Annotated in this window: 17 protein-coding genes and 3 tRNA genes; 9 read left to right on the plus strand and 11 right to left on the minus strand. The window is 67.8% G+C overall.

What is annotated here, in order from left to right; all coding sequences use genetic code 11:
- Position 1 precedes the first annotated feature (1 nt).
- Positions 2–57: transfer RNA gene (locus E3T49_RS16205), tRNA-Cys, on the minus strand.
- A gap of 57 nt (positions 58–114) precedes the next feature.
- Positions 115–186 (minus strand) — tRNA-Gly (locus tag E3T49_RS12480).
- Between the two features lie 152 nt (positions 187–338).
- On the opposite strand from E3T49_RS12480, the gene E3T49_RS12485 reads away from it, so the two are divergent.
- A tRNA-Val gene (locus E3T49_RS12485) sits at positions 339–411 on the plus strand.
- 73 nt (positions 412–484) lie between these two features.
- Here the strand turns inward: E3T49_RS12485 and E3T49_RS16210 are convergent.
- Positions 485–646: a hypothetical protein gene (locus E3T49_RS16210; RefSeq protein ID WP_166785541.1), complete on the minus strand. Its 162-nt coding sequence runs from the start codon at positions 644–646 to the stop codon at positions 485–487.
- A gap of 73 nt (positions 647–719) precedes the next feature.
- Positions 720–893 carry a CsbD family protein gene (locus E3T49_RS12490; RefSeq protein ID WP_134425234.1) on the minus strand — a complete coding sequence of 58 codons (174 nt, stop codon included), beginning with the start codon at positions 891–893 and terminating at the stop codon, positions 720–722.
- A gap of 79 nt (positions 894–972) precedes the next feature.
- Between E3T49_RS12490 and E3T49_RS12495 the strand changes: the two genes are divergently transcribed.
- The gene (locus E3T49_RS12495; RefSeq protein WP_134425235.1) at positions 973–1683 is read left to right on the plus strand and encodes a M50 family metallopeptidase; all 711 of its coding nucleotides are present in this window, start codon (positions 973–975) and stop codon (positions 1681–1683) included.
- 25 nt (positions 1684–1708) lie between these two features.
- Here E3T49_RS12495 and E3T49_RS12500 read toward each other — a convergent pair whose 3' ends face one another.
- Positions 1709–2212, minus strand: coding sequence for a GNAT family N-acetyltransferase (locus tag E3T49_RS12500; RefSeq protein WP_134425236.1), 504 nt, complete (start codon positions 2210–2212; stop codon positions 1709–1711).
- An 87-nt stretch (positions 2213–2299) separates the two neighbouring features.
- Between E3T49_RS12500 and E3T49_RS12505 the strand changes: the two genes are divergently transcribed.
- The gene (locus E3T49_RS12505; protein ID WP_134425237.1) at positions 2300–2491 is read left to right on the plus strand and encodes a hypothetical protein; all 192 of its coding nucleotides are present in this window, start codon (positions 2300–2302) and stop codon (positions 2489–2491) included.
- Between the two features lie 240 nt (positions 2492–2731).
- Here E3T49_RS12505 and E3T49_RS12510 read toward each other — a convergent pair whose 3' ends face one another.
- Positions 2732–4054 carry an HNH endonuclease signature motif containing protein gene (locus E3T49_RS12510; protein ID WP_166785542.1) on the minus strand — a complete coding sequence of 441 codons (1323 nt, stop codon included), beginning with the start codon at positions 4052–4054 and terminating at the stop codon, positions 2732–2734.
- 159 nt (positions 4055–4213) lie between these two features.
- A complete protein-coding gene (locus tag E3T49_RS12515; protein ID WP_134425239.1) occupies positions 4214–4945 on the minus strand; it encodes a YqjF family protein in 732 nt (243 codons plus the stop codon).
- A gap of 354 nt (positions 4946–5299) precedes the next feature.
- Here E3T49_RS12515 and betT point away from each other — a divergent pair, with 354 nt between their 5' ends.
- Genes betT through E3T49_RS12530 form a run of 3 tightly spaced genes read left to right on the plus strand, consistent with a single transcriptional unit; the run spans position 5300 to position 10583 of the window.
- A complete protein-coding gene (betT, locus tag E3T49_RS12520) occupies positions 5300–7504 on the plus strand; it encodes a choline BCCT transporter BetT (RefSeq protein ID WP_134425240.1) in 2205 nt (734 codons plus the stop codon).
- Positions 7501–8976 (plus strand): aldehyde dehydrogenase family protein, encoded by a 1476-nt coding sequence (locus tag E3T49_RS12525; RefSeq protein ID WP_134425241.1) that lies wholly within the window; start codon positions 7501–7503, stop codon positions 8974–8976. The genes betT and E3T49_RS12525 overlap by 4 nt, the downstream gene beginning before the upstream one ends.
- Before the next feature lie 26 nt (positions 8977–9002).
- Positions 9003–10583: a GMC family oxidoreductase gene (locus E3T49_RS12530; RefSeq protein WP_134425242.1), complete on the plus strand. Its 1581-nt coding sequence runs from the start codon at positions 9003–9005 to the stop codon at positions 10581–10583.
- Between the two features lie 33 nt (positions 10584–10616).
- Here the strand turns inward: E3T49_RS12530 and E3T49_RS12535 are convergent, their stop codons facing one another.
- Together E3T49_RS12535 and E3T49_RS12540 are read right to left on the minus strand one after the other, a co-directional pair.
- On the minus strand, positions 10617–12062 hold the full coding sequence (locus E3T49_RS12535; protein ID WP_134425243.1) for a flotillin family protein: 1446 nt from the start codon (positions 12060–12062) through the stop codon (positions 10617–10619).
- Between the two features lie 93 nt (positions 12063–12155).
- Positions 12156–14849: a LuxR C-terminal-related transcriptional regulator gene (locus tag E3T49_RS12540; RefSeq protein WP_134425244.1), complete on the minus strand. Its 2694-nt coding sequence runs from the start codon at positions 14847–14849 to the stop codon at positions 12156–12158.
- A 214-nt stretch (positions 14850–15063) separates the two neighbouring features.
- Between E3T49_RS12540 and E3T49_RS12545 the strand changes: the two genes are divergently transcribed.
- Positions 15064–15474 (plus strand): SHOCT domain-containing protein, encoded by a 411-nt coding sequence (locus E3T49_RS12545; RefSeq protein ID WP_134425245.1) that lies wholly within the window; start codon positions 15064–15066, stop codon positions 15472–15474.
- A 303-nt stretch (positions 15475–15777) separates the two neighbouring features.
- On the opposite strand, the gene E3T49_RS12550 is transcribed toward E3T49_RS12545, so the two are convergent.
- Positions 15778–17049: an ammonium transporter gene (locus tag E3T49_RS12550; RefSeq protein ID WP_134425246.1), complete on the minus strand. Its 1272-nt coding sequence runs from the start codon at positions 17047–17049 to the stop codon at positions 15778–15780.
- Positions 17050–17251: 202 nt separating this feature from the next.
- Positions 17252–18301: a cell division protein ZapE gene (zapE, locus tag E3T49_RS12555; RefSeq protein ID WP_134425247.1), complete on the minus strand. Its 1050-nt coding sequence runs from the start codon at positions 18299–18301 to the stop codon at positions 17252–17254.
- Positions 18302–18480: 179 nt separating this feature from the next.
- Between zapE and E3T49_RS12560 the strand changes: the two genes are divergently transcribed.
- Both E3T49_RS12560 and E3T49_RS12565 read left to right on the plus strand, forming a co-directional pair.
- Positions 18481–19383: a sulfurtransferase gene (locus tag E3T49_RS12560; RefSeq protein WP_134425248.1), complete on the plus strand. Its 903-nt coding sequence runs from the start codon at positions 18481–18483 to the stop codon at positions 19381–19383.
- A gap of 72 nt (positions 19384–19455) precedes the next feature.
- Positions 19456–19908 carry a GyrI-like domain-containing protein gene (locus E3T49_RS12565; RefSeq protein ID WP_166785543.1) on the plus strand — a complete coding sequence of 151 codons (453 nt, stop codon included), beginning with the start codon at positions 19456–19458 and terminating at the stop codon, positions 19906–19908.
- Positions 19909–19916: the final 8 nt, after the last annotated feature.

Genomic DNA, 19916 nt, shown 5'->3' on the forward strand with positions numbered 1-19916 from the left:
ATACGGGATTCGAACCCGTGTACACGGCTTTGCAGGCCGTTGCCTCGCCTCTCGGCCAACCCACCACTTGGGATTCGTATCAAAAAGAACCGGCCTTTCAGCCGATTCCATTCGAGCGGATGACGAGATTCGAACTCGCGACCCTCACCTTGGCAAGGTGATGCGCTACCACTGCGCCACATCCGCAACTGCACACATTTCTGCGCGCTTGAAAACTCTAGCGGATAGGCCCGTGCATATTCAAACCGAGCCGCACCGGCGTGTTGCCTGCTCTCGATGTGCGCCAGTCGTCCGCTCTGGGCTAGTGTTAGAACTCGTGGTTGCAGCTCTGGCCACATGGGCGATTGGCGCAGTTGGTAGCGCGCTTCCTTCACACGGAAGAGGTCATCGGTTCGAGTCCGGTATCGCCCACACGAGAAAAAGCCCCGGATTTCCGGGGCTTTTTCATTTGTCCGCTTACTCCGTCATTCGGCGAGCAGCGTGATCAGGCTCGGTTTCCCGAGATCACGCGAGCGAGCCAGACGATCAGGGCGATCACGGCGAGAACGATGCCGACCCAGATGAGGAAGTTGAGCGACTCAACGAATCCTCCCGTGAGCAGTAGAACGATGGCGACAATAGCGACGATGACGAGGAGGACATTCATGGTTCTCCCCCACCTTTCATTGGTTGGACTCTCAGTGAAGAACGGTCTGTTCAGTGATGCTTGTGCCTGCCGGTCAGTCCTTGAGGGCATCCTTCACGTTCTCTCCGGCCTGCTTGAGGTTCGCCTTGGCCTGGTCGGCTTTGCCTTCCGCTTCCAGACGCTCATTGTCGGTCAGTTTTCCGGCGGCTTCCTTGGCTTTGCCGACGGCTTCCTCGGCGGTGTTCTTGATCTTGTCCGACGCGCTCATGGAGTGGGTCCTTTCGCTCGTACCCGGTGTTGTGTCGTCAGTATAAAACTCCCGGCCACGGTCATCTAGGCTGACAGGCATGGACGGGCTGATCGGACTCTGGGGGCAACTCTCCGCCCGAAATGCCCCTCTTCCCGCGCTCACGGCATGGCTGACCATCGTGGCCGCCGCCGCGCTTGTCCTGGTTCCGGCCGTGTGGCGGGTCAGCCGCCACGTCATCACGATCGTGCACGAGGGCGGCCACGCTGTCGTGGCGACGTTGAGCGGACGCCGGCTGGGCGGCATCCGTCTGCACTCCGACACGTCGGGGCTGACCGTGAGCAGCGGGCGCCCGCGCGGCCTCGGCATGGTGCTGACCCTGCTGGCCGGTTACACGGCACCAGCCCTGCTGGGGCTCGGCGCGGCCGGGATGCTCAGCCACGGCTACGACATCGGCCTGCTGTGGTTGCTGCTGGCCGCCCTCGCGCTGCTGTTGATACAGATCCGCAACTGGTTCGGGCTCTGGTCTGTGCTCGTCACAGCCGGCCTGGTCTTCGGAATCACGTGGTTCGGGTCTCCCCCGGTGCAGAGCGTCTTCGCCCTGCTGCTCACGGCGTTCCTGCTCTTCGGAGCCGTGCGCACGGTTGTCGAGCTGCAACGTTCACGGTCCAGAAGCCGCGGCGGCGCATCGGACGCCGACCAGCTGGCACGTCTGACCCACCTGCCGGGCGTGGTCTGGGTGGCCGTGTTCTTCGCCGCGACCGTGGCGTGCGCCGGGTTCGCCGCCCGGTTCCTCGGCCTGCTGGCCTGAACCGGACGGTCGAGGGGCCTCAGCCTCAGTCGATCGCCGGCACAGCGTATTTGAAGCCGACGTGGGACGGCGTGAAACCCAACCGTTCATAGAACCGGTGCGCATCGCCGCGGGCGGCGTCCGAGGTGAGTTGCACGAGGTGTGCGCCGAAGGCCGGGGCATTGCACGTCGCCCACTCGATCATCGCCCCGCCGAGCCCTCGGCTCCTCTGATCTGATCGCACCCGAACGGCCTCGATCTGCAACCGGGAGGACCCGACGCGGGAGAGCCCGGGGATGACGGTGAGCTGCATGGTGGCGACCACATCGCCCTGGAGCGACGTCGCGACCAGCAGCTGCTGCGCCGGATCGGCGTCGATTGCGGCGAAGGCCCGCTCGTAGGCGGGCCGGTCTTCCGTCTTGCCCGTGTCGCCTCGGGACGCGCTGATGGAATCATCCGCGAGAAGCCCCACGATGGCAGTCAGGTCCCGCAGCGCAGCACGCCGAAGGATCGCAGAACCGGAGGGAAGGGTAAGGGTGACGTCGTCCATCCACCGACTATGTCAGACACGCGGTATGGGCTTTCGTCGGCGCTGCCTTGACCTGCCGCCCGCGCCCGCGCCCGCTAGCCTGAGGCCATGTCAACTGCGGAGATCGACTCGACACGACGTTGGATGTGGGTTTTCGGAATCGTCTTCAGCGTGACGATTCTTGCGCTCGGCCTGTGGCTGAGCCTGGCCACCGGAGAGTGGATCGCCCTTCTCTGCGCGTCAGGGCTGGTTGCACTCCCCGTCGGGGGCGTGGCCCTCCGCTCTCGCAGATCGTGTTAGTCGCCCGAGCAGGCTCACGATGGTCAGTGTTCGAGGCGTGGTCGCCGCGTTGTCGAATTCCCCGTGACAGCCGGATCTGGGGCCACGATCGCCCCCTGGGACCTGGGCACTGCCGTCTGAGCTCTACCTGCTTCAGCTCTACCTGCTTCAGCTCTGGCCGCAGCCCGTGTGCGCTCCCCTGGTCGTGCGGAGCGAGTCACCCTGGGCGCAGTACTGGGTCCACGGCGGCCGAACCTCCGACTAGAAGGGTGCGGGTTCGGGCGTTTCGCCTGAGTCGGACCCCGGCTCGGGCTCCGGCTCCGGCTCCGGTTCCGCAGGGGGCGTGGCCGGTTTCGCGGCCGTCGATGCCGAGTGGATGATCGTGGCCGGCTCGCTCACGAACGTGCGGCCGGTCGGCGATGTCCACTCCAGCAGCCCGTCACCGAGATGCACCACCCGCCACCCGGTCTCGCTCTTGAGCGCATGACACGCCCGGCACAGGTGCGCGAGGTTGTCGTGCGCGGTCACACCGTCGAACTGCCAATCCACGGAATGGTCGAGGTCGCAGTGCGCGGCCGATTTGTTGCAGCCCGGGAACCGGCAGGTTTTGTCGCGCACCCGCAGTAACCGTTTCAGGTCTTTTGGCACCTTGTATCGGTCCCGCCCGACGGAGAGCACGGCGCCTGTTTCCGGGTGCACCAGGATGCGGGTGAAGCTCGGCGCCCCGGCCGCGATTCTCCGGGCCGTGTCCGGGTCGATCGGCCCGTACCCCTCCAGGAACCCCGGCTCCTCACTGAGCCCCATCAACGTGAGCACCGGAACGGTCACATTCACCGCACCCCGGATGCCCTTGCCGACCCCGGACGGGGTGACCCCGTCGAGGATCACGTCGGCGAACACATCCGCCGTCAACTGCGTCAGCGTGCGTTCCTCGCCCGAACCCTGCAGGCTCAACGCGGCCAGCGTGACCCGCTCGAACGCCCCGGCGACCTTCTCCGCACTGTCATAGAGCGTCAGCGACGCCATGCCGTCGGGTTCGGGCTCGAAGAACACCGCCCGGTCCCGCACCGACTTCTGGTGCCGGGCCCTGATCGTCTCCGGGTGCAGGCGTTCCCGCAGCAACCGCGCCCGGTACTTCAGCTTCGACGCCGTCACCGTGCCCGCCGCACGCAGCACCGCCGCCTCGAACGCCGGCTTCGCCTCCTCGGGCACCGACCAGGCCTGATTGATCACCGCCCGCGCATGCTGATAACTGATCTCCCCGGCCGCCAACGCGACCCGGGTCGCGGGGAGCTCGACGGCCAGGGCCCGGCTCTCCGCGATCAGGTTCTCCGCCGTGCGCCGCGGAATGCGGATCGTGCACGCCAACTCGCTCACGAACTCCCGCTCCGCGACCTCGGCCGCGTCCCACCGGGACCCCGGCAGCCGCACGGCCGCGTTCGCCCGCGCCTGCCCGAACCGCCGGCCTGCCTCGACCAGCTCCGCCCGACGCGCAAAGGCCTGCGCGATGGCCCGTTCGGCCTCCGCGATCGCTTCGAAATGCGCCGCGAGAGCCTCCTGCTCGGCGATGAATGACGGCTTCATGAGACACACGTTACGGGCACCCACCGACATTCCCGGCGGCATCCGCCCGGCCCCGAACGCCCTGTGGATAACCCGATCAGGGCGACATTGTGGAGGAATCGACCGAAGCTCGACAGCCCCGGCTACAGCCCCGGCTACGGACCCAGCCCCGGCTGCAGCTCAGCCGGCAGCGCCGAACCAGGTCGTGACACCGGGTGAATAGAGCACGGAATCCGGCGCGCGGGCGGCCAGCCCGGGGAAACCGGCCACGGCGAGCAGGGTGTCGTCAAGACTCACCAGCTCGGCCTCGAAAAGATCCCACGGCTCGTGGTGGTTACGCAGGTGCACCGTGCGCCCCCGCGTGCGAGTGAAGAGAGCCCAGCGCGCGGTGAGGAAGTCGGCGAGCGGGTCTCCGACCACCGGGCGCATGGTCGGCCGCACCACGATCTCGGTGTGCGCCCCTGCAGCGAGGTGGCGACGGGAGGTGTAGTGGTACTCCCCCGACACGACCTCGAGCCGGGTGCGCGACCACATGTACGGGATCGAGAAGAGCGCCCGGGCGGCCAGCACGGCCGCGAGGCGGGAAGCTTCCAGGGAGACGAAGACAACGCCGCGGTGACCATTCGCGTCGACCGCGTACAGGCGCACGTTCACCTCGACGAAGGTGCCGAAATACGGGATGGGCGGGCTACCGAAGACGGTGGCGCGGTCGAGCACGAACGGAATCAACCCGACCCAGCTGGTTCCGTCGAATTCGTCCGGAACGAGACCCTCCGGCAACAGGGGTGCCACGAGGTCTGCGTCCACGCGCCAGTGCAGGAACATCAGATTCGACCAGCGTTGGCTGGAGGAGGCCCGCCCCGCGAGCCGGGGCGCGACCGCCGAGATCGGGTCCATCGCGGCATCCGTCATCTGGAACTCTCCCTTGCTCAGCGTGCTGCACCGAGCACCCTGAGGAACTCCGTGCGGGTTAATGCTACTCGCCCGGGAACCGGTTCCACCCCACTGACGCGAAGCCGTTCCTGGACCGGAAATACCGCTGAACCTGCGTTTTTGCTGGCAGCGGATGCGGGGTTCCGCCGTCATACCCCCCATTATGGAGGGTCAGCCAATTGTCACCTTCCTCGGATGAGGACGGCCAGGACCCGCTATCCACGATGGAGGCGACAGTTCCTTGAGCCCTGTGGATTGCTGCTCATCCCCCGCGCACGACTGCGCACACCCCCGCCCCGGACTACCCGTCACCCGATAAGGACGCGCGAAACCATGGCCGAACTGCCCCCTTCCATTCCCCCTGCCCCGGGCCGGTCCGATCCCGGCCCAAGCCCGACAGGCGCCACAGGAACCGGCATCACAGGAACCGACACCACCAGCACCACTGGCCTCCCCCCGGTACCCGCCGCCACCCGGGTGAACAAGACCGTCTTCTCCGGCTCCGCCGCCGGCGTCATCATCATCGCCCTGTGGGCCATCCTCCTGCCCGAGAACGCCGACCAGGTCATCGGCTCCGTCGTGACCTGGGTCTCCACGAATCTGGGCTGGTACTACTTCCTGATCGTCACCCTCGTGGTGATCTTCGTGCTTGGCGCGGCCATCTCCCGCGTCGGCAAAACAAGGCTCGGCCCCGACCATTCCCGACCCCAATTCAGCCTGTTCACCTGGTCGGCCATGCTGTTCGCGGCCGGAATCGGCATCGACCTGATGTTCTTCTCGGTGTCCGAACCCGTCAGCCAGTACCTGGCGCCACCCACCGGTGACGGCAGCACCGTGGAAGCGGCACGCCAGGCCATGGTCTGGACCCTGTTCCACTACGGGATCACCGGCTGGGCGCTCTACGCCCTGATGGGGCTTGCCCTCGGGTATTTCGCCTACCGGCACAACCTGCCCCTGAGTATCCGTTCGGCCCTGTACCCGATCTTCGGCAAGCGAATCCACGGGCCGATCGGCCACGCGGTCGACATCGCCGCGGTTCTCGGCACCATCTTCGGCATCGCCACGTCGCTCGGAATCGGCGTGGTGCAGTTGAACTACGGTCTGACCTTCATGTTCGACATGCCCGAGAACGTCTGGGTGCAGGGTTCCCTGATCCTGCTATCGGTCGCCATGGCCGCGATCTCCGTGCTCTCCGGCGTGGAGAAGGGAATCCGTCGACTGTCCGAGCTGAACGTCATCCTGGCCGTGGGCCTGATGCTGTTCGTGCTGATCGTGGGCAATACCAGTTTTCTGCTCGACGCCATCGTGCAGAACATCGGCGACACACTGAGCCGGTTCCCGGGCATGACCCTGGACACCTTCGCCTACGATCGCCCGGATGCCTGGATGAACGGCTGGACGCTCTTCTTCTGGGCCTGGTGGATCGCCTGGGCGCCGTTCGTCGGGCTGTTCCTGGCCCGCATCTCACGCGGACGGACCATCCGCGAGTTCGTCGCCGGCACGATGATCATCCCCTTCGCATTCATCCTGATCTGGATCTCCGTCTTCGGGAACAGCGCCCTCGCCGTCGTCATCGGCGGCGACGCCGGCTTCGGCGACGTCGCCATGAATTCGCCCGAGCGGGGGTTCTACTCGTTGCTGGCCGAGTTCCCCGCAGCGCCGTTCAGCGCCGCGGTCGCCACCTTCACCGGGCTGCTGTTCTACGTCACCTCCGCCGATTCCGGTGCCCTGGTGATGGCGAACTTCACCTCGCACTTGAAGGATGCCGATTCCGACGGCCCGAAGTGGCTGCGCCTGTTCTGGGCGGTCACCACGGGCGTGCTGACGCTGTCCATGCTGCTGGTGGGCGGCATCCCGACCCTGCAGAACGCGACCATCATCATGGGGCTGCCGTTCTCGGCCGTGCTTCTGTTCATCATGCTGGGCCTGTACAAAGCTCTCCGGGTCGAACAGTCGCTCACCGACAGCTACCGGCAGAGCCTGCCCGGACTGCTGTCGGGCCGGTCGGCGGACACGGCCCGCGGCCGCAACTGGCGGCACCGTCTCTCCCGTGCCATGACCTATCCCGGCCAGCGCCAGGCCGAACGATTCGCGGCCGAGGTGGCCCAGCCCGCCTTGCAGGACGTGCACGACGAACTGGTCACCCAGGGTGCCGACGTCTCCCTCAGCCAGGGTGTGGTGGAGGGGCTGCGGATTCCGCACCTCGACCTGCTCGTCGGAATGGGCGATGAGCGCGGATTCAAGTATCAGATCTACCCCGTGCAGTACGACACCCCGACGTATGCCGTCCGCTCGGCGTCCTCGGGTGCCAAGTACTACCGCATGGAGGTGTTCTCCCTGGAGGGCAGCCACGGCTACGACCTGATGGGTTACAACAAGGAGCAGGTCATCACGGACGTTCTCGACCACTACGAGACGCACCTGGACTTCCTGCATCTGAACCGGGAAAACCCCGGCGGCAACACCCTGGTGGCAGACGATCACCTGGCCAAAGACAATTGGGAAGCCGACTTCGAGTCGGAAGAGGTAACACAGTGAGCACCACGACACTTTTCATCGACGGAGCCTGGGTAGCCGCCTCCGACGGAGGCACCCGGCAGATCACCTGCCCCGCGGACGGCGCGCCCGTCGGCACCGTGTCCGAGGCGACGACGACGGATGTCGAGACCGCCATCCGCGCGGCCCGCACCGCCTTCGACACGGGAACCTGGCCCACCACGCCCGCACCCGAGCGCGGTGATTTCCTACTCCGCGTGGCCGCCGGCCTCCGGGACCGGAAGGCCGCCTTCGCCCGGGCCGAAACGCTGGACACCGGCAAGCGCCTGGTCGAGAGCGAGATCGACATCGACGACATCGCGAACTGCTTCACCTACTTCGGCAAGCTCGCCGGACAGGACGCCGGCCGGATCGTGGACGCCGGGGACGAGAGCGTGCTCAGCCGCATCGTGCACGAGCCGGTGGGGGTCTGCGGTCTGATCGCGCCCTGGAACTACCCGCTGTTGCAGGCCGCCTGGAAGATCGCCCCGGCCCTCGCCGCCGGCAACACCTTCATCCTCAAGCCCAGCGAGCTCACCCCGCACACCTCCATCCTGATGATGCGGCTGCTCGACGATCTCGGGCTGCCGCACGGCGTCGCCAACCTGGTGCTCGGCGCCGGGCCGGTCGCCGGGGCACCGCTGTCCAGCCATCCCGACGTCGACCTGGTCTCCTTCACCGGTGGCCTGGCCACGGGCAAGCTGATCGCGGCCGCGGCCGCCGGCACGGTCAAGAAGGTCGCCCTCGAGCTCGGCGGCAAGAACCCGAACGTCATCTTCGCGGACGCGGACTTCGACGCCGCCGTGGACAACGCCCTCAACGGCGCCTTCGTGCACTCGGGCCAGGTCTGCTCGGCCGGGTCGCGCCTCGTTGTGGAGGAATCAATCGCGGAGCGGTTCGTCGACGAACTCGTGCGCCGTGCCGATCAGATCCGCTTGGGCGGTCCGTTCGACCCCGACGCCGAAACCGGCCCGCTGATCTCCGCCGCACACCGCGACAAGGTCACCGCCTACGTCGACAAGGGCCTCGCCGAGGGTGCCCGGCTGCGCTGCGGCGGCACCTGGGGCACGGGTGACCTGGAGAAGGGCTTCTACTACACCCCGACCGTGCTCGATCAGGTGCGCCGAGGGATGTCCGTGGTCGTCGACGAGGCGTTCGGCCCCGTCGTCACCGTGGAGACCTTCCGCACCGAGGCCGACGCCGTGAATATCGCCAATGACACCGTTTACGGCCTCGCCGGTGCGGTCTGGACCCAGGATGCCGGCCGGGCGCAGCGCGTCGCGAAGCTCCTGCGCCACGGCACCGTCTGGATCAATGATTTCCACCCGTACCTGCCGCAGGCGGAGTGGGGCGGATACGGCCAGTCCGGCACGGGCCGGGAGCTCGGCCCCTCCGGCCTGGCCGAGTACCAGGAGACCAAGCACATCTACCAGAACACGGCCCCCCAGGTCACCGGCTGGTTCGCGGCCCGGTAACCCCCGGCGAGAAAGGGAACACTCTCATGACGACTGAACTGACGAACACGGAATTCGACTACATCGTGATCGGCGGCGGCTCCGCGGGAGCCGCCGTCGCCGCCCGGCTGAGCGAGGATCCGGAGGTGCAGGTCGCGCTGGTGGAGGCCGGCCCGGACGACCGCGGCGTCGACGCCATCCTGCAGCTGGACCGGTGGATGGAACTGCTGGAATCCGGCTACGACTGGGACTACCCGATCGAACCGCAGCAGAACGGCAACTCCTTCATGCGCCACGCCCGCGCCAAGGTGCTGGGCGGCTGCTCCAGCCACAACTCCTGCATCGCCTTCTGGGCACCCCGCGAAGACCTGGACGAGTGGGCCGGCACGCACGGCGCCGCCGGGTGGGAGGCCGACAGCATCCTGCCGCTGTTCACCCGGCTGGAGACCAACGAGGACACGGACGCCCACCACGGCCATGACGGCCCCGTGCATCTGATGAACGTGCCCGCGACCGACCCGGCCGGGATCGCGCTCCTCGACGCCTGCGAGCAGGCCGGCATCCCGCGGGCCCGATTCAACGACGGCAGCACGGTCGTCAACGGCGCCAACTTCTTCCAGATCAACCGCCAGGCGGACGGCACCCGGGCGTCGTCGTCGGTGTCCTACATCCATCCGATCATGCAGCGGGGCAACTTCACCCTGCTGACCGACCTGCGGGCGCGCAAGCTGGTCTTCGACGAGAACCGGCGCTGCACCGGCGTCGACGTCGTGGATGCCGCGTTCGGCAAGACGCACCGGCTGACCGCCCGGCACGAGGTCATCCTCTCGGCCGGCGCGATCGACTCGCCCAAGCTGCTGATGCTCTCCGGGATCGGCCCGGACGCGCACCTCCGGGAGCACGGCATCCCGGTGCTCGTGGACTCGCCCGGCGTCGGTGAGAACCTGCAGGACCACCCCGAAGGCGTCATCCAGTGGGAAGCGAAGAAGCCCATGACGGAGACGTCCACCCAGTGGTGGGAGATCGGCATCTTCACGACCACCGAAGAGGGCCTCGACCGCCCGGACCTGATGTTCCACTACGGTTCCGTGCCCTTCGACATGCACACGGCCCGCCACGGCTACCCGACCACGGAGAACGGCTTCTGCCTGACCCCGAACGTCACCCACGCCCGGTCCCGCGGCACGATCCGGCTGCGCAGCAGCGACTACCGCGACAAGCCGCTGGTGGACCCGCGCTACTTCACCGACCCGCACGACATGCGGGTCATGGTGGCCGGCATCCGCAAGGCCCGCGAGATCGTGGCGCAGCCGGCCATGGCCGAGTGGGCAGGCGCCGAGCTCTACCCCGGTGACGCGGTGCAGACGGATGCCGAGATCACCGACTACATCCGGAAGACCCACAACACCGTGTACCACCCCGCCGGAACCGTGCGCATGGGTGCGGAGGCCGACGCCGGTTCGCCCCTCGACCCGCAGTTGCGGGTCAAGGGCGTGACCGGGCTGCGGGTGGCCGACGCCTCGGTGATGCCGGAGCTGGTCACGGTGAACCCGAACATCACCACCATGATGATCGGAGAACGCTGCGCCGACCTGGTGAAGGCGGCCCGAGCGGCCGTCTCCGTCTAGCTCCTGCGCGGCCCGGACCGATACCGGGCCGCGCTACGCCTCGACGGCCGGAGCGGCCAGGGCGTGGTCGACGTCGGCCTGCTGGGCGGTCGTGAGCGAGGGCACCGGGTTGGCGACCTTCGCCGCGGCGGCACCGGCGGCGGCGCCGCCGACGAGGTTGCCGAGCATCTCGCGGATGCCGATTCCCATGGTGGACTTGAGCACCCCGTCGACCTCGGTGAAGCCCGAGGCGACGTTCTTGGTCAGCTGGCTGGCGCCATCCGTGGAGATGACCGTCAGGTTGTCGATGTTCGACATCGGGGCGGCCAGCTCGCGGGCGATCTCGGGCAACATCTCCACCATGCGCAGCTGGATCAGCGCCTCGCTCTGCTCGGCGACGGCCTCGGCGGACAGCCGGGTGGCGGTCGCCTCCGCGGTACCCCGGGCGAGGATCGCATCGGCCTCGGCCTGACCCTCCGCCCGGAGGGCCTCGGCGTTGGCGATCCGGCTGTCGCGGTCGGCGTTCGCGCCGGCCACAGCGGCCTCGGCCGCAGCGATCGCCGTCACCCGGATGCGGTACGCGTCGGCGTCGGCGATGGCGTTGACCTCGGACTCCAGCTCCGCCTTGCGCAGCGACGCACGGCGCTGAGCGGTCAGCTCCTGCTCCTGCACGATGGCCTGCTGGGCCTTCGCCTCGGCCAGCGGCTTGGCCGCGGCGGCTTCGGCAGCCGCCTTGTCGGTGTCCAGCTGCAGGGCGGCCTTGCGCAGCGCGAGCGTGTTCTGCGCCTCGGCGATGGCCTGCTCGGCGAGGATGGCGGCCTCCTGGGCTTCCCGGTTGGCTGCGTGCTCGGCAACCTCGGCCTGACGCCGCACCTTGGCCTGCTCGGCGCGGCCGAGGTCGCGGATGTAGTCGTTCTCGTCGGTGATGCCCTTGATCTCGAATGAGTCCACGTCGACGCCCTGGTTGGCCAGAGACTCCCGAGCGGTGGCCAGCACGGAGGAGCCGAGCTCATCGCGCTTCTGGATGATGGTCATCACGTTCGTACCACCGATCGACGACCGCAGGGATCCCGACAGCACTTCCTGCGCGAAGCCGTCGATGTTCTTGTCCTGGCCGAGGAACCGCTGCGCCGCGGCCCGGATGGCCGCCGGGTCGTCGCCGACCTTCACGATCGCGACGGCTTCCACGGTCAGGGTGACGCCGTTCTGGTCCTGGGCGACGGCCGTGATCTCAATCGCGCGACTGCGGAGGCTGATCTTGAACGCCTTCTGGAAGAACGGGGTGATGAACACGCCCTGGCCATGCACGACGCGCTGCCCGGATTCCTCGAGGGTGGCGCCGTCGACGATGGTCTTCTTCGACTTCTTGCCGGTGATCACCAGGGCCTCGTCCGGCCCCGCGTTCTTGTAGACGCTCTTGGCGTAGATCAGGCCGATCAGGAAGACGACGATTCCCAGCGTGATGAGGCCGGGGATGGGGCTGAGCAGGAATTCGAACATGGGGTCCTTCCGTTCCGCCGGCACACGACGATCATGCGCGTGGCCTCGTGCCGCGACGCGCGGGTCACGAGACCCTCGAATCCTACTGGTTGGTCAGAGGAGACCGCGTTCCTGCGCGATGGCGCAGGCCCGCGCCCGGTCCGTGGCCTCGAGCTTCCGGTAGATGTTGCGCAGATGGGTCTTGACGGTGTTGGCGCTGACACTGTGTTTGCGGGCGATGTCCGCGATGGTCTGGTGGAACGGCAACTCCCGCAACAGCTCCCGTTCTCGTTCGGTGAGCACCTGGGTGTGACCCACAGTGCGCATCGCGGTGTGCCCCGGGTGGGACGTCCCCGGCGCCGGCGCCGAACGGCTGAGAATCCGGCGGGCGAAGCCGTCCAGGTCTCCCAGCCGCCCGATCCTCGCCTCGAGGAGGGCCACCCCGAGCCTGCCGACCCCCAGGAAGGCCCGCTCGACGCGCAGCCGTTCGGCCAGGCGCAGCGCCCGTACCAGGCGGGCATCCGCTTCGGCCGGGCGGTCCCTCTCCGCGGCGATCCCGGCGAGCACGATCCAGGCACTCACGAGCGTGGATCCGCGCCAGCACCGGCCGGCCGGGGTGGCGGCTGCCGCGAGCCGGCTGCCGCCGCCGCGGTCGTCCCGCGCGGGCGGATTCGCGAGAGAACGGAGCAGCACGGCCTCCAGCGAATCCGTCCCCAGCACGGTGTCCACCAGCATGGCCACGCGTGCGGCCTCCGTCCGGCCGTCAAGCAGACAGGTCAGATCAAACCAGGGAAGGCAGCACAGGCTGAGCACGCGCGGTTGGGCGTCGGCGGCTTCCCGCAGGAGCCCATTCATGCTCTCGAGCGCCGAGCGCGGCCTCGGGCCTTCCTCCATCTCCGCCAGTGTGAGCAGAGCCTGCGCGGGCACGATGAGCCCGTGATCGGCCATCAGCGGGTCCGCCGCCACGATCCTCGCGAGCATGCTCGTGTCCAGCGGGTCGCACCGCTCATACCGACGCTGCTGGTGGGAGACCCAGGCGCGGGCCGCCGCCCGGTCGAACGGTTCCCCCGGCTCGGCTGCTCCGGCACCCATCATGAGTCGCGTCGAGGCCGCCGTGGCCCGGGCCACCTGCTCGTCGATCCGGCCGGCACGCCTCCAGTCACCCCGGCGGGCCGCCGATGTGGCGCCGAGGTCACCGGCCAGCAGGAACAACCACTGGTAGCCGGCATTCCGGGCACTCACGGCCACCTCCCGGAGCCCAGTCTCGGCCTGCTCCGCCGCGCCCAGACCGGCGTGACACCAGGCCTCGGCGGTGGTGACCAGCAGGTCGACGCCGAGGTGGGGCAGACACCCCGGACCGTCACGGGCAGCGCGCAGCGCGGACAGACCGGTCCGGATCTCGTCGTCGCTGTCGGCGCGGAACGCGGTCAGCGCAGCGATCACGGCGGTCCAGGTCTGCGCCCGGTTGCCGCTCGGCCACGCCGGCGAGCCGGGCCGGACCGACTCGAGCCCCGTCAGCAGGTGCCGGGCCTGCGCTCGGTCGGGAAAGTACGGTGCCTCCAGGAGCAGCCGCAGGGTCGACGCCGCGGGCTCCGCCTCGCCCTCGGCGAGCGCAGCCTGCCCTTCCAGCGCCCTGACCACGAGGTCAGGCGTTCCCCGGAGCACGAGGTCGAGACCGAAGGTGTCGAGCATTTCGGCGATGAGGCGGGGCAGCCGGGACTCCAGAGCCTGTTCGAGGGCGTCGCCTCCCTCGCCGCGGCGCGCGAACCAGCGGGAGGCACGCTCGTGCGCCCCCGCGGCAGCCCCGGCATCGTGCCTCCGCGCCTCGGCTTGCAGGTAGGCCAGCAGGATCGGGTGGATGCGATACCCGACCGTGTCCTCCCTGGTGATCAGGGCCCCCTGCCCGGCCAGCCGATCCAGCACCGCTCCGGCATCCGTTCGATGTGTCACGTGGACGGCCAGATCGACCGTGACCAGGTCCCGAACGGCGGCACCCAGCACCGTGTCCCGATCAGTGTCGGTCCACCCGGCGACGATCTCCTCGCGCAGGAACCCGGCCACCCCGGGGTCGTCACCGTCGAAACCCCGTATCCTCCGGGCGGAGTCTGCGCCGACCCCGAGACTCGGAACTATCACCGCCAGACCGGTGGCCCATCCTGCGGTTCGGTGCATCAGGATGTCTGCCTCCTGCTGGGTCAGCACCATCCGATGCCCGGCCGCGAGCGCCAGCAACTCTCTCCGGTCGAATGCCAGCTGCCCGGGCGCCAGGTCGACCATCGCGCCGCAGGCACGCAGGGGGGTCATTCCCGCACCCGGCCGGGAGCGTCCGGCGACCACGACCCGGGTGCCGTCCTGCACCGAGGCGACCCACTCTCCCAGCAGCCCCGGCTGTTCGGCGCTGCGCAGGCCGAAGTCATCGACGAACACGTACGCGTTCCCCCCGTCGCCTGACACCGACGGGGTCGGCGCACCCTGCTCGGCCCGCTGCCAGACATCCGCGGGACGGAGGTCCGCCGGATCCGGGGCGCGCAACCACGTCACCGACTCCCCTGCTCGGCGGAGTCGACGGGCCCACGCCGCCACCAGGGTCGTCTTGCCGGCACCGGCCGGCGCCCACACACCGACGCACCGCACCTCGCCGGCGCAGAGACGATGGAATGCTCCGTCGAGCCGGGGCCGATCCACCTCCGTCGGGGCGGGTGCCGGAATCTGCGATTCGATTCCCAGCGGCTGGGTTCCGAACGGCTGGGTTCCGAACACCCGGGTCGTTCCCGGCGCGAAGCTGGCTGGTACCCGATGCACAGTCATCGAGACACGTCCTCCGTTCGCGGCCCTGGGTGGTCGGTCGGCAGGGTCACCCTAGCTCTCTGCACTATCGGCGGATAGAGCACGCCGAATTCACCCGGTTCGGGTGACGGTGGCTCTGCCCCTCGGACGTATGACGGTGGCACACGCCACCCGCTGGCGTGCTCGGCGCTCGGCGCTCGAAAACAGCAAGGCCCGCAGATGAGGAGAAAGTGCCATGGACTTCTGGGAAAACCTGTGGGGAACGATCTGGTTCTTCTTCTGGACCTTCGCGATCATTTCCTATTTCTTCGCCCTCTTCGCCGTTGTGTTCGATCTGTTCCGTGATCGGCAGCTCAACGGCTGGGCGAAGGCGGCCTGGTTCCTCTTCCTGTTCTTCGTTCCCTTCCTCACGGTGCTGATCTACGTGATCGCCCGCGGCCAGGGCATGGCGGAACGCAGTTCCCGGGAGTCCAGGCAGTACCAGGCCGAGACCGACGATTACATCCGCAGTGTCGCTCGAACCGGTTCCGGTGCCAGCGAGGAGATCAGCCGGGCGAAGGCCCTTCTCGATGCCGGGACGATCTCGCCGGCCGAATTCGAGTCTCTGAAGGCGAAAGCGTTGTCGAGCTCGTCCTATACCGAGTAGGCACACCCCGACGGGTGGTCGCTCGCGGCAGTCAGGAACGGAGCGCACCGGGAGAACAGAACCCTGCCAGGCTCTCAGCCACCGAGGGCCTGGCAGGGTTCTCCTTGCGGGCTTCGGGTCCCCGACAAGTTGTGTCAGTGTGGCCTGCCGCCCAGAACGCGTCAAGGTTCGGCTCCGAAGCACCTCCCTCGGCCCGACGTGGCCCCGGCACGCACACAGGCGGTGGACGCATCCGATTCGACCGGATGCGCCCACCGCCTGCGCCTGGGCCGGTCCGGCTGGACCGGCCCGGATGGTGTGTCGTTAGACGGCGTCGAGCGCGTAGCCCTCTTCACCGTGGACGATGGTGTCCACTCCGGCCACCTCGTCCTCGTTGTTGATGCGGAAACCGATCGTCTTCTGGATGACCCAGCCGATGCCGTACGCCATCACGAAGGAGAAGATCGCGATACCGAAAGCGGCGACGAACTGCACCCACAGCTGGTTGAGGCTGCCGGTGTCGAGCAGGCCGATCCCCGAACCGAAGATGCCGATGTAGAGCGTTCCGATCATGCCGCCGATGAGGTGGATGCCCACCACGTCGAGCGAGTCGTCGAAGCCCCACTTGAACTTCAGGTCGATGGCAACCGCACACACCGCGCCGACGAGAACACCGAGGACGATGGCCCAGAACGGGGTGAGGATGTTACAGGCCGGGGTGACGGCGACGAGTCCGGCGACGGCACCCGATGCGGCACCGATCGACGTGGGCTTGCCGTCCTTGATCTTCTCGACGATGAGCCAGCCGAGAATACCGGCGGCGGGAGCGACGAGCGTGTTGATCCAGGCGAGGGCGGCGATGCCGTCGACGGCGGCTTCGGAACCGGCGTTGAAGCCGAACCAGCCGAACCAGAGCAGCGACGCGCCGAGCAGGGTGAGCGGCACGTTGTGCGGCTTGGAGATGCCCTTCTTGAAGCCCACCCGCTTGCCGAGGACCAGGGCGAGAGCCAGACCGGCTGCACCGGCGTTGATGTGCACGGCGGTGCCACCGGCGAAGTCGTTGACTCCGAGGGCTGCGGGAGCCCAGCCGTCGGCAAGGTTGAAGACCCAGTACGCGACCGGGAAGTAGACCAGCGTCGACCAGACGGCGGCGAAAATCAGCCAGGCGCCGAACTTCGCGCGGTCGGCGATGGCTCCGGAGATCAGGGCGACGGTGATGATGGCGAACGTGGCCTGGAAGCCGGCGAACGCCAGGCCGTTCAGGTCGGGCGAGAGGGAGCCGTCTTCGCCGGCACCGAGGAGTCCCGAGAGACCGAGCAGTTCGGACGGGTTGCCGAGGAAGCCGGGGATCAGCGGCGGACCGAAGACGAGACCGTAGCCGTAGAGCACCCAGAGCACCCCGACGACGCCCATCGCGCCAAAGCTCATCATCATCATGCTGATAACGCTCTTGGCCTTGACCATGCCGCCGTAGAAGAACGCGACACCGGGAGTCATCAGGAGCACGAGGGCTGCCGCGACGAGAAGCCACAGGGAATTGAGATTCAGAGCTATTTCATCAGTTGTGGCGTCCAACAGGACTGACAGTTCAACCATGGGTATGGTTACCTCTCTCTAACTAACAGTGAGTGCCGTCGACGTGCACAGGGTGAGCAGTAGATCGTGTCTCGGCGGGTACAGAGTTAGTTTGGAGTTGTCAGGTTTCGGCGAGTGCGCACGGAGGTTTCGACCGCGTTACGCGCTCCGCGCCGGTGTTAACATCGCGTTTCCTGCGGGCGGACCACACGGGCACGGCCGTTCAGTCGTGCGGCGGCAGCTCGCCCGTGGTCAGCGCCACGAGCCGGGACTGGGACCGCTGGTACTTCTTGCGGTAACCGCCGGAGAGCATCTCCGCGTCGAAAACCTCGTTCAGGGGCTGCCCGTTGGCGATGATCGGAATCTCCGCGTCGTAGACCCGGTCGATGAAGGCCACCAGCCGGAGCGCATCCGTCTGGTCGGTCAGCAGGTACACGTCCGTCAGGGCAATGACGTCGATTCCCTGGATCATCTTGATGTACTTCGACGGATGCACCGTGCTCAGATGACGGATCAGGCTGCCGAAATCATCCCGGGTCACCATGGAGCCGCGCTCGAGCAGTGCGGGCACCATCTGATCGAGTTCGTCCCGAGGCACGGCGATGGCGTGGCCCTCGATGTCCCGTCGCCGGTAGTCGAGACCGTCGATGCGCACGATCTCGAAGTTGGCGGACATGGCCTGGATTTCCCGGAGGAAGTCGATCGCGGCGAAACGGCCCTCGCCGAGCGAGTTCGGCGGCGTGTTGGAGGTGGCTGCGACCCGGGTGCCCGAGGCCACCAGCTCACCCAGCAGCCGGGTCATCAGCATGGTGTCGCCCGGGTCGTCGAGTTCGAACTCGTCGATGCAGATCAGACGGGCGCCGGAGAGCTGCTTGACGGTGGCCGCATAGCCGAGCGCGCCGACGAGCGCGGTGTACTCGATGAAGGTGCCGAAGTACTTCGGCCCCGGAGCAGCATGCCAGAGGGCGGCCAGCAGATGGGTCTTGCCCACGCCGAAGCCGCCGTCCAGGTAGATGCCCGGCAGCTCCGCCTTGGGCTTGCGGGTGCGGGAGAAGAAGCCGCTGGGACGCTGGGGCGACCAGGCGCCGGCGAAGGTGTTCAGTCGTTCCACGGCCTCGAGCTGCGAGGGGAAGTTCAGGTCGGGTCGATAGGACTCGAAGGAGGCGTGCTCGAACTGGGGCGGCGGAACCAGCTCGGCCACGATCTCCGGCCCGGTGATGCTCGGGGAACGGTCGGCCAATCGTTGCACCTGGCTGAGGGCCTGTGGAGCCATGCTGGAATACCCGGTTCTCTGTGTCGGACGCTGGCCGCACTCGGCGCATCATCGTTGAAGCTCGACCGCGGATGCGATCAGGACCCATACCGCGTAGATTCGAAAAGCGGGCCGGTAAACAGCCTAAACCGCGCACATTTGATCCGATGTCCATCGGACGCTCCCAGGAGGTTTCCCCCATGCCCGTTGATCTCGATCAGGCAGAGAAGTTCACCGCCTACGCGCACCCCGAGCGCTTGGTGACGACCGAGTGGTTGCAGCAGCACCTCGGCACCCCCGGCCTCGCGGTGGTGGAATCGGACGAGGACGTGCTGCTCTACGAAACCGGCCACATCCCGGGAGCCGTCAAGATCGACTGGCACACCGACCTCAACGACCCGGTGGAACGGGACTTCATCGGCAGCGCAGCCTTCGCCGCCATGCTCGGCGCCAAGGGCATCTCCCGCGACACGACCGTGGTCATCTACGGTGACAAAAACAACTGGTGGGCAGCCTACGCCCTGTGGGTGTTCACGCTGTTCGGCCACGAGGATGTGCGCCTGCTCGACGGCGGCCGAGAGAAGTGGGTGGCCGAGGAACGCGAGCTCACCCGGGACAAGCCCGTGATCACACCGGCGGAGTACCCCGTCGTCGAACGCAACGATGCCCCCATCCGGGCCTTCCGGGAGGATGTCCTCGCCCACTTCGGCAACCCGTTGATCGACGTGCGCTCCACTGAGGAGTACACCGGCGAACGCACCCATATGCCCGCCTATCCGGAGGAAGGTGCTTTGCGCGGCGGCCACATCCCGTCGGCAGCATCTGTGCCGTGGGCCCGCGCCGCGGCACCGGATGCCACGTTCCGCACCCGCCAGGAGCTCGACGCCATCTACCGGGACGAAGCAGGGCTGTCCGACGGTGACAGCGTGATCGCGTACTGCCGGATCGGTGAGCGTTCCAGCCACACCTGGTTCGTCCTGACGCACCTGCTCGGATTCGAGGGCGTGCGCAACTACGACGGGTCCTGGACCGAATGGGGCAACGCCGTGCACGTTCCGATCGTGCTGGGCACCGAACCGGGTGCGGCGCCCGCCCCGCGCTGAGCCGCCGCTGAGCCGCACCTGCGCCCCGTCGCAGACTGGACGTGGGCACCCTCCGCAGGCACTATGGCGCTCATGGACTACACCATCGAACAGGTCGATTTGCGTGAGCAGCACACGGCGGTCGTTCGAGGGCTGGTGCCGGAGAAAGACGTCCCCGTGTTCCTGGGCGCGGCCTTCGGCGAGGTCCTGACTGTGCTGGGCACCCGGGGACTCAAACCGACCGGGATGCCGTTCGGCTGCTATGTTCCCACGCCGGAGGGCCTTCAGATCGAAGCGGGTTTCCCGACCAGCGTGCCGGTGGAGCCGTCCGGACGGGTGGTCCCCTCATCCCTTCCCGTCGGCACCGCCGTGCAGGTCGTGCACATCGGCCCGTACCAGGGTGTCGTCGGTGCCTACAGGGCTGCGGATGCCTGGCTCGCCGATCACGGTTGGGAGGCGGCCGGGCCACCCTGGGAGTCCTACCTCGACGGGCCGGAGGTGGCCGAGCCGCGCACCATCGTCACTGTTCCGTGCCGTCACCCCTGATCCGGCGC

Origin of the sequence: Cryobacterium cryoconiti, assembly GCF_004403065.1 — a bacterium.
GTDB classification, from domain to species: Bacteria; Actinomycetota; Actinomycetes; order Actinomycetales; family Microbacteriaceae; genus Cryobacterium; species Cryobacterium cryoconiti.

What these genes read in the sequence shown, in the direction of transcription:
- E3T49_RS16210 (WP_166785541.1), bottom strand. Translation starts at nt 646, where the DNA reads ATGAATGTCCTCCTCGTCATCGTCGCTATTGTCGCCATCGTTCTACTG.
- E3T49_RS12490 (WP_134425234.1), bottom strand. Translation starts at nt 893, where the DNA reads ATGAGCGCGTCGGACAAGATCAAGAACACCGCCGAGGAAGCCGTCGGC.
- E3T49_RS12495 (WP_134425235.1), top strand. Translation starts at nt 973, where the DNA reads ATGGACGGGCTGATCGGACTCTGGGGGCAACTCTCCGCCCGAAATGCC.
- E3T49_RS12500 (WP_134425236.1), bottom strand. Translation starts at nt 2,212, where the DNA reads ATGGACGACGTCACCCTTACCCTTCCCTCCGGTTCTGCGATCCTTCGG.
- E3T49_RS12505 (WP_134425237.1), top strand. Translation starts at nt 2,300, where the DNA reads ATGTCAACTGCGGAGATCGACTCGACACGACGTTGGATGTGGGTTTTC.
- E3T49_RS12510 (WP_166785542.1), bottom strand. Translation starts at nt 4,054, where the DNA reads ATGAAGCCGTCATTCATCGCCGAGCAGGAGGCTCTCGCGGCGCATTTC.
- E3T49_RS12515 (WP_134425239.1), bottom strand. Translation starts at nt 4,945, where the DNA reads ATGACGGATGCCGCGATGGACCCGATCTCGGCGGTCGCGCCCCGGCTC.
- betT (WP_134425240.1), top strand. Translation starts at nt 5,300, where the DNA reads ATGGCCGAACTGCCCCCTTCCATTCCCCCTGCCCCGGGCCGGTCCGAT.
- E3T49_RS12530 (WP_134425242.1), top strand. Translation starts at nt 9,003, where the DNA reads ATGACGACTGAACTGACGAACACGGAATTCGACTACATCGTGATCGGC.
- E3T49_RS12535 (WP_134425243.1), bottom strand. Translation starts at nt 12,062, where the DNA reads ATGTTCGAATTCCTGCTCAGCCCCATCCCCGGCCTCATCACGCTGGGA.
- E3T49_RS12540 (WP_134425244.1), bottom strand. Translation starts at nt 14,849, where the DNA reads ATGACTGTGCATCGGGTACCAGCCAGCTTCGCGCCGGGAACGACCCGG.
- E3T49_RS12545 (WP_134425245.1), top strand. Translation starts at nt 15,064, where the DNA reads ATGGACTTCTGGGAAAACCTGTGGGGAACGATCTGGTTCTTCTTCTGG.
- E3T49_RS12550 (WP_134425246.1), bottom strand. Translation starts at nt 17,049, where the DNA reads ATGGTTGAACTGTCAGTCCTGTTGGACGCCACAACTGATGAAATAGCT.
- zapE (WP_134425247.1), bottom strand. Translation starts at nt 18,301, where the DNA reads ATGGCTCCACAGGCCCTCAGCCAGGTGCAACGATTGGCCGACCGTTCC.
- E3T49_RS12560 (WP_134425248.1), top strand. Translation starts at nt 18,481, where the DNA reads ATGCCCGTTGATCTCGATCAGGCAGAGAAGTTCACCGCCTACGCGCAC.
- E3T49_RS12565 (WP_166785543.1), top strand. Translation starts at nt 19,456, where the DNA reads ATGGACTACACCATCGAACAGGTCGATTTGCGTGAGCAGCACACGGCG.